Source organism: Metasolibacillus sp. FSL K6-0083 (assembly GCF_038630865.1).
Lineage (GTDB): Bacteria > Bacillota > Bacilli > Bacillales_A > Planococcaceae > Metasolibacillus > Metasolibacillus fluoroglycofenilyticus.
Genome location: NZ_CP152046.1, coordinates 820,711 through 833,886, shown reverse-complemented (window position 1 = coordinate 833,886; position 13,176 = coordinate 820,711). Strand labels below are relative to the sequence as shown.

Annotated in this window: 13 protein-coding genes and 1 riboswitch; of the genes, 9 read left to right on the top strand and 4 right to left on the bottom strand. The window is 39.1% G+C overall.

What is annotated here, in order from left to right; genetic code table 11:
* Nucleotides 1-57: 57 nt before the first annotated feature.
* On the top strand, nucleotides 58-1,221 hold the full coding sequence (chrA, locus tag MHB51_RS03865; protein ID WP_342559024.1) for a chromate efflux transporter: 1,164 nt from the start codon (nucleotides 58-60) through the stop codon (nucleotides 1,219-1,221).
* Nucleotides 1,222-1,299: 78 nt separating this feature from the next.
* Here chrA and MHB51_RS03860 read toward each other — a convergent pair whose 3' ends face one another.
* Nucleotides 1,300-1,983, bottom strand: coding sequence for a phosphoribosylaminoimidazolesuccinocarboxamide synthase (locus MHB51_RS03860; RefSeq protein ID WP_066163609.1), 684 nt, complete (start codon nucleotides 1,981-1,983; stop codon nucleotides 1,300-1,302).
* Between the two features lie 264 nt (nucleotides 1,984-2,247).
* Nucleotides 2,248-3,618 (bottom strand): NADP-specific glutamate dehydrogenase, encoded by a 1,371-nt coding sequence (gdhA, locus tag MHB51_RS03855; RefSeq protein ID WP_066164476.1) that lies wholly within the window; start codon nucleotides 3,616-3,618, stop codon nucleotides 2,248-2,250.
* Between the two features lie 180 nt (nucleotides 3,619-3,798).
* Between gdhA and MHB51_RS03850 the strand changes: the two genes are divergently transcribed.
* From MHB51_RS03850 to MHB51_RS03835, 4 genes are read left to right on the top strand one after another with little or no spacing between them, the layout of a single operon-like run.
* Nucleotides 3,799-4,266, top strand: a complete 468-nt coding sequence (locus MHB51_RS03850) for a YaiI/YqxD family protein (protein ID WP_342473154.1) — start codon at nucleotides 3,799-3,801, stop codon at nucleotides 4,264-4,266.
* Complete coding sequence (locus MHB51_RS03845) at nucleotides 4,259-5,551, top strand: D-serine ammonia-lyase (protein ID WP_342559023.1); 1,293 nt, start codon at nucleotides 4,259-4,261, stop codon at nucleotides 5,549-5,551. Before MHB51_RS03850 ends, MHB51_RS03845 begins: the two co-directional genes overlap by 8 nt.
* Nucleotides 5,552-5,575: 24 nt before the next feature.
* Nucleotides 5,576-5,926 (top strand): DUF4181 domain-containing protein, encoded by a 351-nt coding sequence (locus MHB51_RS03840; RefSeq protein ID WP_066163605.1) that lies wholly within the window; start codon nucleotides 5,576-5,578, stop codon nucleotides 5,924-5,926.
* A gap of 32 nt (nucleotides 5,927-5,958) precedes the next feature.
* Nucleotides 5,959-6,591 carry a TetR/AcrR family transcriptional regulator gene (locus MHB51_RS03835; protein ID WP_066163603.1) on the top strand — a complete coding sequence of 211 codons (633 nt, stop codon included), beginning with the start codon at nucleotides 5,959-5,961 and terminating at the stop codon, nucleotides 6,589-6,591.
* A gap of 118 nt (nucleotides 6,592-6,709) precedes the next feature.
* On the opposite strand, the gene MHB51_RS03830 is transcribed toward MHB51_RS03835, so the two are convergent.
* Nucleotides 6,710-7,162, bottom strand: coding sequence for an SRPBCC family protein (locus MHB51_RS03830; RefSeq protein ID WP_066163601.1), 453 nt, complete (start codon nucleotides 7,160-7,162; stop codon nucleotides 6,710-6,712).
* Between the two features lie 36 nt (nucleotides 7,163-7,198).
* Nucleotides 7,199-8,827, bottom strand: a complete 1,629-nt coding sequence (locus tag MHB51_RS03825) for an FAD-dependent oxidoreductase (RefSeq protein WP_342559022.1) — start codon at nucleotides 8,825-8,827, stop codon at nucleotides 7,199-7,201.
* Nucleotides 8,828-9,091: 264 nt separating this feature from the next.
* Here MHB51_RS03825 and MHB51_RS03820 point away from each other — a divergent pair, with 264 nt between their 5' ends.
* From MHB51_RS03820 to MHB51_RS03805, 4 genes are all read left to right on the top strand, one after another.
* The gene (locus tag MHB51_RS03820; RefSeq protein WP_066163597.1) at nucleotides 9,092-9,763 is read left to right on the top strand and encodes an adenosylcobinamide amidohydrolase; all 672 of its coding nucleotides are present in this window, start codon (nucleotides 9,092-9,094) and stop codon (nucleotides 9,761-9,763) included.
* Nucleotides 9,760-10,713 (top strand): adenosylcobinamide-phosphate synthase CbiB, encoded by a 954-nt coding sequence (gene cbiB / locus MHB51_RS03815; RefSeq protein WP_342559021.1) that lies wholly within the window; start codon nucleotides 9,760-9,762, stop codon nucleotides 10,711-10,713. Before MHB51_RS03820 ends, cbiB begins: the two co-directional genes overlap by 4 nt.
* A complete protein-coding gene (locus MHB51_RS03810) occupies nucleotides 10,688-11,761 on the top strand; it encodes an aminotransferase class I/II-fold pyridoxal phosphate-dependent enzyme (RefSeq protein ID WP_342559020.1) in 1,074 nt (357 codons plus the stop codon). The genes cbiB and MHB51_RS03810 overlap by 26 nt, the downstream gene beginning before the upstream one ends.
* Before the next feature lie 133 nt (nucleotides 11,762-11,894).
* Nucleotides 11,895-12,749, top strand: coding sequence for a hypothetical protein (locus MHB51_RS03805; protein ID WP_342559019.1), 855 nt, complete (start codon nucleotides 11,895-11,897; stop codon nucleotides 12,747-12,749).
* A gap of 176 nt (nucleotides 12,750-12,925) precedes the next feature.
* Nucleotides 12,926-13,108: riboswitch (cobalamin riboswitch) on the top strand.
* Nucleotides 13,109-13,176 lie beyond the last annotated feature (68 nt).

Genomic DNA, 13,176 nt, shown 5'->3' with positions numbered 1-13,176 from the left:
TTGTTGAATTTGGAAGGTAGTGCTTGCTAATGTCGGTAGAAAGGGATTGTTCATAATATGAGGAAGTATTTCGAGGTGTTTTGGACAGCCTTCAAGCTGGGCTGTACATCTTTTGGTGGACCAAGTGCGCATCTTAGCTATTTTTACGATACATATGTGCAACGTAAGCAATGGCTAAACGATAAGGCATATGCCAATATTGTAGCACTATCGCAATTTCTCCCTGGACCAGCTAGCAGTCAAGTAGGGATTGCCATTGGCTTAGCAAAAGCAGGCTTGTTCGGTGGTATTTTATCGTTTTTAGGATTTACATTGCCATCTGCAGTCATTTTATTGTTGTTTTCCTTGTTTTTCGTGCAGGGGGATTATGGGCTAAGCTTGTTACATAGCTTGAAACTTGTCGCTGTAGCGATTGTAATTCATGCAGTTATCGGCATGGGAAAATCATTTGTTACTGAGTCGAAAGAGAAAATTGTAACACTACTTGCACTAGCAGGAGTGCTGTTGATTGATAGTGCATGGTCACATATTATAGTGATAGCAGGTAGCGGAATATTGAGCTATATGCTGTTTCGGGATAGTGCAATTACGCGAGAGGGGGAGCACTTCAAGCTTGCTTTATCAAAGCGTCTAGGTGCTGCTTGTTTAATTATATATATCGGTTTACTCGCTTTATTACCTACCATGAGTCAATTGACAAAATGGCAATGGCTTGACTGGTTCGAAAGGTTTTACCGTGCAGGCGCACTAGTCTTTGGGGGAGGGCATGTTGTTTTGCCCTTGTTGGAGCGCGAATTTGTTGCTACAGGCATAATGACGGAGGCGAGCTTTTTTGCAGGCTACGGGCTAACACAGGCAGTTCCAGGCCCGCTTTTTACATTTGCAACTTATATAGGGGCAGATATTGGCGGACTATTTGGTGCAGTGTTGGCAACCGTCGCTATTTTTCTTCCAGCCTTTTTGCTTATCATCGGTGCTTTGCCCTTTTGGTTACAGTTTAGTCAAAATCCGAAGCTTGGTGCTATTGTGAAAGGGATGAATGCGGCAGTAGTTGGTATTTTACTTGCTACATTATTTGATCCATTATGGGTAACGACTGTCCTAACTACTAAAGATTTTATCATTGTATCCATATTGTTTAGTCTATTAATGTTTTGGAAGAAACCGTCTTGGTTAGTTGTTTTACTAGGGATTGTAATGGGGCTTGTCTTTACGCTGTAGCATGTTTGATTAGCTGTTTAATAAAAAACAAAACGTCCAAAAAATAGTGCCGCGCACGCTTTTTGGACGTTTTTTGTTTTAAGCAAGCATTATTTTTTCTAATTGTAGAGGTTCAATGTATTCTGTGCCTTTATATACACGCATATTCCCACCTGAAATTTCATCGATTAAGAGGATTTCATTCGTTTTGGCATCGCGACCAAATTCTAGTTTAATATCGTATAAAGTTAAATCTTTTTTAGCAAGCTCGGCTGCAACAAATTTAGAAATTTCAATTGTGCGTTGCTTTAAAATATCGTATTCCTCTAATGATAAAATGCCAAGCATATCAAGTGCGTCCGCTGAAATAGGTGGGTCTTGACGCTCATCGTCTTTAATTGTCACTTCCACAAATGCATCAAGGTCTTGACCTTCCTTTGCATATGCACCATAGCGACGTAAAAAAGAGCCGACAGCTTTAAAACGGCAAATAACTTCTAAGCCATTGCCAAATACTGAAGCAGGCTTGACCGTCATTGTTGCGTCAGTGAAGTTTGCATCTACATAGTGTGTTGGTACACCTTGTTCATTTAGCTTTGAATAGAAAAATGCAGTAAGGCGAAGTCCTGCTAAGCCAGCACCGTCGATTGTTAAACCAACTGTATTCGCGCCCGGGTCGAATACACCATTTTCACCTGTCACATCATCTTTAAACTTCAATAAATAGTGTCCATCTGCTTGTTTAAAGACATCTTTTGTTTTACCTGTGTAAACTAATTCCACAAGAAACCCTCCATTTCACAAAATATAGCTATATTGTAACACGAACGATTATAAACTTGTCTATAGAAAATGTTCGTTTTTGTTACAAATACGTTAAAGAGGGCATTTGAAAAGGCGATTTTTATTTATTCAACCTAAATTCCAAGAAAAGCTACTAGATTTACTGTTTATAACCTTTTAAAATAAATTAACTATTTAAAAAATACTAATAAAACATCCGAAAAGCAGTGCTTCTGCGCGCTTTTCGGACGTCCCTACAGCTTCTTAATAAACACCCTCTGCAATCATACCATTCGCTACTTTCTTAAAGCCTGCGATGTTTGAGCCGACTACTAAATTATTTTGATAGCCATATTTTTCAGCAGCTTCCTTGCTTTCTGCATAAATGGATTTCATAATGTCATGTAATTTCGCATCTACCTCGTTAAATGTCCAGCTATTACGGCTTGAGTTTTGTGCCATTTCAAGTGCTGAAACAGCTACACCACCTGCATTCGCAGCTTTTCCAGGTCCAAATAGGATACCAGCATCTAAAAAGACGTTAATTGCCTCTAAATCGGATGGCATATTTGCTCCTTCAGCAACTAATTTGACACCATTTTCAACAAGAGTACGTGCCGCCTCTCCATTAATCTCATTTTGAGTCGCGCAAGGGAGGGCAATATCGCAAGGAATCGTCCAAATTTTAGAGCAATCCTCGTGGTATTCTGCATCAGGATGATAGTTTAAATATGTGCTAATACGTGCGCCTTTTACTTCTTTAATTTCTTTAATTGCTTTTAAATCTAGCCCCTTTGGATCATAAATATAGCCGTTAGAATCTGAGCATGCAACAACTTTTGCGCCGAAGTGCTTTGCCTTTTCGATTGCATATATCGCGACATTGCCAGAGCCAGATACAATAACCGTTTTATTAATAAACATTAATTTCGCATCATGTAGCATTTCGCTGACAAAATAGACTAAGCCATAGCCTGTTGCTTCTTTACGTCCTAAGGAGCCACCATATTCAGGTTTTTTACCAGTTAACACACCTTGCTCGAATTGCCCGCGAATGCGCTTATATTGACCCCACATATAGCCAATTTCACGAGCGCCAACACCAATATCACCTGCTGGTACATCTCGGTCAGGGCCAATATATCGATACATCTCTGTCATAAAGGCTTGGCAAAAACGCATAATTTCAGCATCGGATTTTCCTTTAGGGTCAAAATCGGAGCCGCCTTTCGCACCGCCAATCGGCTGACCTGTCAAAGCATTTTTGAAAATCTGCTCAAATGCTAAAAACTTCATTATTGACTCATTTACTGTTGGGTGGAAACGGAAGCCACCTTTATATGGGCCTAGCACATTATTAAATTGCACACGATAACCTCTGTTCACTTGTACATTGTTTTCATCATCCTGCCATGCTACACGAAAAGAAATTATGCGGTCAGGCTCGACAATACGTGCTAAAATATTATGGTGAATATATTCTGGATTTTGTGCAAATACAGGTACTAGTGATAAAAAGATTTCTTCAGCTGCTTGTAAAAACTCTGATTCAAAGGCATATTTCTTTTTTAATCTTTCGAACACACCATCGACATATGCTTTTGCTAATTGTTCATTGTGAATTAAATCTGTCATCATAATTTATTCCTCCCTCAAAATACTGTTAGATGTTATAGTATTATGATTTTTCTTGCAATTCAATCAATTTTTATTCGTTTGTGAGGAAATGGCTGAAAAAAAGCCGGCAAAAAATTATATGGAGATAATAAAATAGAAGTAAAAAATGCTTTTTTTTGAAAGGGGAAATAATCGTTGATTCAATTATTAATTGATGCGGATGCATGCCCAGTTATTGATTTGGCGCTATCTGTTTCATCTCAATATAAGATAAAACCAATCTTGTTTTGCGATACTTCCCATCGCATTGAACGTGATAATGTTATAACAATTATTGTGCCAAAGGGACCCGATTCAGTTGATTTTAAGCTAGTGAATACGCTTTCGAAAAATGATATTGTGATTACAGGTGATTACGGCCTAGCAGCAATGTGTTTAGCAAAAGGTGCTTTTGTAGTTGACCATAATGGAAGAGAAATGACAGCAGAAAATATAGACCAGTTGCTAGCTTTTCGTTATGAAAGTGCAAAATTTAGGCGAGCAGGTGGAAGAACAAAAGGACCGAAAAAGCGTACAGAGGAAAACAATATTGCCTTCAAAAAATTTTTTCAACAAATTTGTGAACGCGCCGAAAAATTGAAAGGAGAAATGAATAATAATGCATAATTCATTAACGAATCTAATCGAAAAATTCCCTTTAATTCCATATTTACAGCGAGCTGAACCTGTTTTTTGGCTCAACAATCAAGTAAATGCTACACAAGAATTCCCATTTACGATGGATATTGTATATGACGCAGAGGCAAGGCTAAAACGCTTTGCCCCATATTTTAAGGCTGCTTTTTCAGAAATACGTGATTGGGAGGGAATTATCGAATCACAGGTGATGCAGACCTATTTAGAAAGTGCTTTTCAAATGAAAATAGAAGGAAATCTTCTATTAAAATGTGATCATATGCTACCAATTGCAGGCTCGGTAAAGGCACGCGGTGGTATTTACGAAATTATTAAGCATGCGGAACATTTAGCAATCAGACATGGGCTATTGTCGTTAGAGGACGATTATCGTAAATTAAATGATGAAAGCTTCCGTCAGTTTTTTAAAAACTATAAAATTGCCGTCGGCTCAACAGGTAATTTAGGATTGAGTATCGGCATAATTAGTGCCAAATTAGGATTTAATGTGACCGTGCATATGTCAGCGGATGCAAAAGAGTGGAAAAAGCAATTACTGCGAAATTTAGGTGTGACAGTTATTGAGTATGAGGCAGATTATAGCGAAGCGGTAAAACAGGGGCGTTTGGAAGCAGAGCAAGATAAGACATGCCATTTTGTCGATGATGAAAATTCTCTTGATTTATTTGCGGGCTATGCGGTTGCCGCACTACGTGTGAAGGAGCAGCTTGAGGCACAAAAAATTACTGTTGATCAGGAGCATCCGTTATTCGTTTATATTCCATGTGGTGTCGGTGGTGCACCGGGAGGAATAAGCTATGGCTTGAAGCAACTATATGGTCCGCATGTGCATATTTTCTTTGCTGAGCCAACGCAGTCACCTTGTATGTTACTTGGCATGATGACGGGGTTACATGATGAGATTGATGTTAAGCAAATTGGTTTAACGAATGTGACGGAGGCTGATGGACTCGCTGTAGGGCGTGCATCAAAATTTGTTGGCGCACAGATGGAAACAATTGTGAGTGGTTGTTATACTGTAGAGGATTCATTTTTATTTACAAGCTTGCGACAAATGTATTGCAGAGAGCATATTTTTATGGAGCCATCCGCACATGCAGGCTTTTTTGGACCGATACAGCTTGCTCGTATTGGTGCAGCGTATATAGATAGTAACGGTTTAAAGCCATTTATGCAAAACGCGCACCATCTTGTTTGGTCAACAGGGGGAGATTTAGTCCCGAATGAATGGCGCGATAAATATTTACAAAAATAATGTATTTGAGGAAGGTATAAAGCTGTGATAATTACTGTTTTAATTGTAGGCTTTTTGCTCGCTGGTCTACTCGATTTGAAATTGAGAAAGAAATTTAATATTAAAAAGAATGAAAAGTTTATGGATCAATATGTACACAAAGCTCATTTTGTATTAGAAATGTTATTATGCGCATTTTTTATCGCAAATATTGCGATGCGAGGCTTTAGTGGGAAATATTTGTACTTCCTGTTATTTTTGTTTTTCGCGCTCGTATTCGCTATTCGTGTCGCGCTTGAATATATTTTTATGAAGGAACAACGAAAATATATTATTTCCATCGCCTATGTAGTCGTTTGTTTAGCTTGCGCTACAACCATTTTATTGTTTCTATAATTGCTTTACTGTAAATGAAAGAAGGTTATGTTTTGAGAAAGAAACTTGATAGACGTAAAAGTATGATAGCGGCGGCAACTGAATTATTTGCAAGAAGTGGCTTTGAAAACACAACAATGCAAAATATAGCAGACCAAGCTGAAGTAGGCATCGCCACTTTATTTCGCTATTTTCCCAAAAAAGAAGATTTAATTATTGCGGTTATACAAGAAATTATTGAACAGCAAGTACCTTACTTTGAGAAAATTAGCCAATCGAATAAAAATGGAATAGAGAAAGTTGATGAAGTACTTACTACTTATATTCATTATATTTCAGAGGAAAATCGTGAAACTTCTAAATTATTAGAGGCGTTTGAGCTTTATATTTCTTTTAATTTCGTTGATAAAAGTATGATAGAAGTTATTGAGAAATCCTACGATAAAGTGAGTACTATTATTAAGGAAATTATCGCAGAGGGGAAGTGCGATGGCAGTATACATCTATCAAACAGTGATGAACAAGCATGGGAAACCATTTTTAATTTGTTTGGTACAGCGATAAAAAAATACGCTCTTTATACGTTTCTTCCTAATTCGATATTGTCTGTACCAAAACCACAGGAGTTAATCGTAATAAAGGAAATGATGCTTACATTTTTAAGTAAATCAACTAAAATGCAATAGTTGGAGCAGGTGCTTTAAAATCTTATGTTTTCAGCCTTCAATAGTTGATATTTTCGATAAAAAGGTAAAGGGTTGTCAGAAAGCGGCACGCTAGTTTGCTTTCTGACAACCCTATTTCTTATTTTACTGAATTAATCTCTAATAATTCGTTGACAATTGCATCTGTTAAATCTTTGGCAGTTTGTGGGACGAATTTTACTAAAATTTGATTAATCATAGCGCCCATCATTCCGCCAGCAGTAATATCAAGATTGCCATGCATCATTGTTGTATTTTCATCAATTGCTTCCGCACGGAAATAGCCTCCGCCTTTAAAATTATCAGATAAACCTTTTAAATCGAAAATGACTTCAGAGGGTTCATTCCACTCTTTAATATCTATTTGAAGCTTCACTGTTTTTTTCATAAAGCCTAAATCGCCTTTGAAAGCCCATGTCGATTGGTTTTCACTTAAAATTTCATGCTCGATATAACCTGGCACTAGCGGCGCCCAATTATTCATATCGTGTACGAATTCCCATATTTTTTGAATGTTTAATGGTACTTTTACTGAATGTGTTCCTTGTGGCATATTATGCACCTTCCCAATTGTATTCGATTTGATTGATTATTGCTTTGCGGCATGCTGACCTGCTAAGAAGCCAAACACCATTGCTGGTCCAATTGTTCCGCCAGCACTTGGATAAATAGGACCAAGTGGGTTGCCTGAAGCATTTCCAGCAGCGTATAAGCCTTTAATCGGCTCGCCTTGGAAGTTAACTACTTGTCCATCCTCATTGATTTTAGGTCCACCATTTGTACCAAGTGCACCTAAATAGATTGGTAAAGCATAAAATGGTCCTTTTTCAATTTTACCTAAATTATTGGCAGGGCTACCGCCGCCAGTTGTTAATGCTTCAAATTGAATTGTGCCTCTATGGAAATCTTTATCCTTCTGTTGCTCACAATATTCATTCCATTTGCGTACTTCATCCTCTAAACCATCTGGGTCTACGCCAATTTTTATAGCAAGCTCACGTAGGGAATCAGCTTGATCTACCCATTCAGGTGCAGGGTCACCGGGTGTCATCGTAATAATTAATTCGCGATCTTTTAATTGTTGATCAAAAATCATCCAGTTCGGTCCTTTATTCGGGAAATCAACTTTCACTGGGTCGTAATTGAAAAATGCTCTTGGCATATCATTATATGTAGTGCCTTCGTGTACAAAGCGACGCCCATACTTATTTACAACGATAGAGTTTGGTCCCATACGACCGCCACCTAATTGTGCCATTACATTATCTTCATATTCAAAAGTTGGGTCCACCATTGCAGGGTACCACCAAGCCTCACTCATATTTTCTAGCGCAGCACCGGCCTTCATTGCCATCATAAGTGCATCACCTTCGTTGCCCGGCGGTGTTACAGGATGGGTAAATTCAGCTTTTAAAAATGCTTTTACTAGCTGCTTGTTCCATTCGAAACCACCTGAAGCTAGGATTACTCCTTTACGTGCACGGAAGTAAAGGGTTTGGCCATCTTTCGTTTCCGCTTTTAGACCGATTATTTCTTCGTTTTCACCGATAATTAAATCTTTACCAGCAGTCTCTATCAAAGTTTCAACGCCACGGTCTAAGCATGCTTTAAATAAAGAAGCAATCAATGCTCTACCCATTGTGACAACATTATTTTGCATACGCTCTGCAACTACTTGGAAGTCAATACCGCCAATTGCGCCGCCTTCCTCTAAAGTTAGCGGAGGGAAAATTGGGTTTTGACGTAGCAGATTGCCCCATTCTCCAATTTCATTCATATTAAATGGCACAGGGTCCAAAGAACGTGTGCCTTTCTTCAGTGCTTCATCCATATGCGCATAGTATTCTGGATATTTTTCTGGAGTTTTGAATTTAACCGGTGTATGGTCATGTAAAAATCGAATTATTTCATGTCCTTTATCAACGAAAGTTTCAATCATTTTCTCATCAGCTCTACCAAGTGCAAGGCGCTTAATGTATTGAATTGCTGCTTCACGATTATCTTCAAAACCTTGCTCCATCATATAATGATTGAGTGGAATCCATGGAATTCCTCCTGAAAAAGCTGTTGTACCCCCAATTTGATGTGTTTTTTCTAAGACAAGAACATCAGCATCATTTTCCGCTGCTGCTATTGCCGCAGTTAATGCTGCTCCTCCTGTACCTAAAACGATGACATCAACCTCTTTGTCCCAATTCGTGGGAATTGAATGTGACATAAAAATCATCCCCCTTTATTTTGATAGTGTCACTATCATTATTTGGATTATATAGAAAATTGATTTTTATTTCAATGCGAAATTAAAAATTCAATAGAGTACGTGAAAATACGCTAAAGGATAAGCGAGAGATGAAGTGCCCGAAAAAGCCCGATTGGTTCAACTAACAATCCGTGGAGAAAAGCATCTGCTGATTGAAGTTTCATTTTATAAGTATTACAAATGATAGAGGGCGGTATGCTAAAATAACAAGGAGGTGAAAAAATGCTAACAATCAAAAGACACGATGAGCAGCTCTTTATGATGAAAAGTGAGCAGCCGTTAAAAGTAATCAGCTCAGCAATGATTAATCCTGGTATTGGCTATTATCAATATTTTGTCAATCGAACAGTGGATAAGGACTATTATCCGGACGATGCAAAGCTAGAATATGAGCAATTTTTAAAGCAATATAAAATACCAATGTCAGCAACTGTTGCGATGATGACCGCTGTGCCACAGCATTTTATTATGCAGGATACATACACAGACGAGGCAACAGCTATCACCGTGTTTATTACAGCGGGTTTAGGCAATGCGGTAGATGTGACAAAATCTTATCAATATACATACAGACCGACAGTTGGGACGATTAATATTTTCGTATTCATAGAGGGCGATATAAGCGATGAAGCTTTTATCCAAGCTTATAATTGTATTATTGAGGCGAAAGTAAAGGTGCTGCATGAGTGCCATATAATGGATAGACAAAGCGCTACGATTGCAACTGGAACCTCGACAGATTGTGTAGCCCTCATCGCAACAGAGCGAGGTGAGTTTCATGAATATGGGGGTTCAATTACACGTTTAGGAGCACTTATAGGCAAAGGGGTAGCTGCTACATTGCGGAAAGCGATTGATAGTTATGAGGCGTATCAAAGGGGCGAGCTACAATGAATATCATTATTGTTTGTGTTGCCATTATACTTGACCGAATAATCGGAGATCCGAAAACATGGCCGCATCCTGTTATTTGGATAGGGAAGCTCATTTCATTTTTGGAGCGCCGCTGTAATGGTGGGGCAGCACGCTATCTAAAAGGAGCCGTAACAGCGCTAATTGTCATTATTGTTACAGGGCTTATCGTTTGGCTCATCATTTATTTGGCTGGGCTTGTGTCGCTATGGCTGGCTGCGGTGCTTGAAGTTATTTTTATCGCCATTGCCATTGCACAAAAGAGTTTGAAGGATGCAGCGTTAGTCGTTTATCATGCATTGCAGCGAGGAGATATAGCAGAGGCACGAGTGAAGCTTAGTTGGATTGTCGGGCGTGATACAGAACATTTAGAGGAGCCTGATATTGTTCGTGGTGTTGTTGAAACAGTTTCTGAAAATACAAGTGACGGTATTACGGCACCGATTTTTTATGCGCTGTTCTTTGGTGCGACAGGTGTGTGGGTCTATAAGGCAATCAATACACTCGATTCAATGGTTGGCTATCGTAACGAGCGCTACTGCCAGTTTGGATGCTTTGCTGCAAAGCTTGATGATGTGGCGAACTTTATACCAAGCCGTATAACAGGACTTTTTATTTTACTATGTACGAAAAACGAAGGTCCTTTTTCAATGCAAACGCGACTTCGCTACTGGCTACGCGATGCTAAGAAGCATCCAAGCCCAAATAGCGGCTATTTAGAAGCTGCAACTGCTTTACAGCTAGGCATTCGTCTCGGTGGTGAAAATATGTATCAAGGTAAAACAACGTTTCGTGCGTATATGGGGGAGCCGACCGTAGAATTAAATAAACAGCATATTTTGCACACTATACAGCATCTATACACAGTGACGATTATTTTTACGTTATTAATAGGAGGTGTTATTTATGCGATATCCAGCACATGGAGCTAATCCAAGTACATTGTATCGAGAGTTAGAGCTTGAAATGCCGGAGCAAATCATTGATTTAAGTGAAAACGTTAACTTCTTAGGACCACCAGCAAGCTTTGGGGCTATTTGGACATCGTTATTTCAAGAAATCGCCGCCTACCCGCATGAGGATGCAGAGCCACTACGAAGTCAGTTGGCATACCGATATAATGTAGCGACAGAACATATCGTTATAGGAAATGGTGCGGCAGAAATTTTAATGGCTTTAGCGAGATGTTATGCACGCGAAAAAATTGTCATTGTGCAGCCTTCCTTCTCTGAATATGCACGCACATTGGAGCAGCAGCAGGCTATTATTCAATCAATTGAAGTAGAGGAGCTAACGAACTATTCTTTGCCGATGGAACGATTAAAGGAGGCAATGTGCGGCGCGAAAGCTTTATATATTTGTAATCCAAACAATCCGACGGGTGTTGTAACGCCTAAAAAGCAATTGATTGAACTATTGCAATATGGAGAGCGAGTGGACTGTGACCTTGTTATAGATGAGGCATTTATGGATTGGACAGATGAGACAGAGTCCATGGCGGAGCTGGTAGCTAGCTCTAATCGTTTAATTATCCTTCGTTCTATGACAAAAATGTATAGTATGGCAGGTGTGAGACTTGGCTATGCACTTACACAGCATGCCTTCAAAATAAAGCAAGAGCTACCCCACTGGAATGTCAGTGCAATCTCGATTGCACTTGGTATGCAAGCATTGCAGGAAGAGGATTTCTGTGCAAAATCAAGGCAGCAGGCAGCACAAAGTCGTGCAGTAATTATTCCATTTTTGATGGAAAAAGGCTGCATTGTGACGAAGAGTAAAACGAACTATGTAGCCTTCCGTTTGCCGTCTACATATGATGCGACAAAATTTTATTTCTCACTATTACAAAAAGGAATTGTCCTGCGGCATACACAAAATTTTATTGGTATGGATGGCGAGTGGTTCCGCCTTGCGCTGAAAGAACAGCATAAAATGACAGCATTTCAGCAAGCATTGGAACATTTTTTTAGGTGCAAATAAAGCCATCTTATTTAGCACGAATTACTTGCAGTGTGGAATTTGAAAATTCCCTAAAAAAACGAAAGTAATTTCATACTTTACTCACATTTCTTGGCTATACTGAAAAAGCAGATAGATAATGGGAGGAAAAAGTATGAAAAAAATATTTGCATTTTTAGGGCTATGCTTTTTAATAGCTGCTCAAAGCGTTTCGGCGCATACTATGACAGAGAAAAACATCTATGAGGACGTTGAACCAACTGCTGAAAATGCGCAAAAAATACTATTGTTAAATAGTTTAGGGTTGCTTGGTTATAATGGACAGGATATGAAGCTAGCGCAAGAAAAAAACTTATCACGTATGGAATTTGCAGCATGGGTTGCGGGCTTTTACCAATTAGAGGGGGAAGATTTTGAGCAGCAAGCAAATGCTAGTTTGCAGGAGGAATATGTATCCTCGTTAGAGGGTGATATTACATATAAGGAGCTAAATACAGCGCTTTTCCATAAGGCATTAAATCTTGATGAGCCAGACGCAACAATGACAAAGGCACAATATATCGATTTTATTTTTGCGCATTTGAATGATGATATGGGCGGTCATACATTGCCACAAATGGGCGGCTTCGTTACTGGTCCTACAGGTGTGATTGAAGAAGTAAAAATAGAAGATAAAACAACGATTCTAGTCATCGCTGGTCATGAATATCCTTTATCTGGACATCCGCGTATTTCTGCAACTTCTGACAAGGCAGAGGATTGGATAGGTAGCACTGTTGAGCTGTCTTATTTTACAACAGCAAGTGGCGGTCATAGTCACAGTCATGGTCATGACGACCATCATGCGGAAGAGAATTCTGTAGAAGATATGGCATTGCATTATGTACAGCTACAGCAAACAGCGGCTAATGCAGTAAAGGAAGCAAGCACTAAAAGCGGCTGGCTTATGTCAGCAATTATTGTTGTGATATTAGCTGGATTAGCATTACTGTTTTTAAAGCGTAAATAAAGAGGCTCTTTGCTAATAGAAAATAAAATTGTTGAGAGCAGTGGGGAAGGGCGTGTCTGAAAATCCATTTTGAGACACGCCTTTTTACAGCTTTCTTTAAAACATACTAAAGAAATAAAAATATTAAGAAAAGATAGCACATTTAGATAAAAGTATGATAAAGTAATAGCACAATTGAATAATGTGTAAGAGTTGGTGCCAAGCGAAGGTTTGGCTTAAAAGGGAAGTCGGTGCAAATCCGACGCTGTCCCGCAACTGTAAGTCGGAGCAAATCACAAATGCCACTGGTGGGAAACTGGGAAGGCTGTGAGGCGCTGTGATGACAAGCCAGGAGACCTGCCAATATCTAGTACACACCAAATACCTACGTGGAAATAGGTGGTGAAAAGTAACGATAAATGTTACAAGTACGAGCGATAAAACAAGA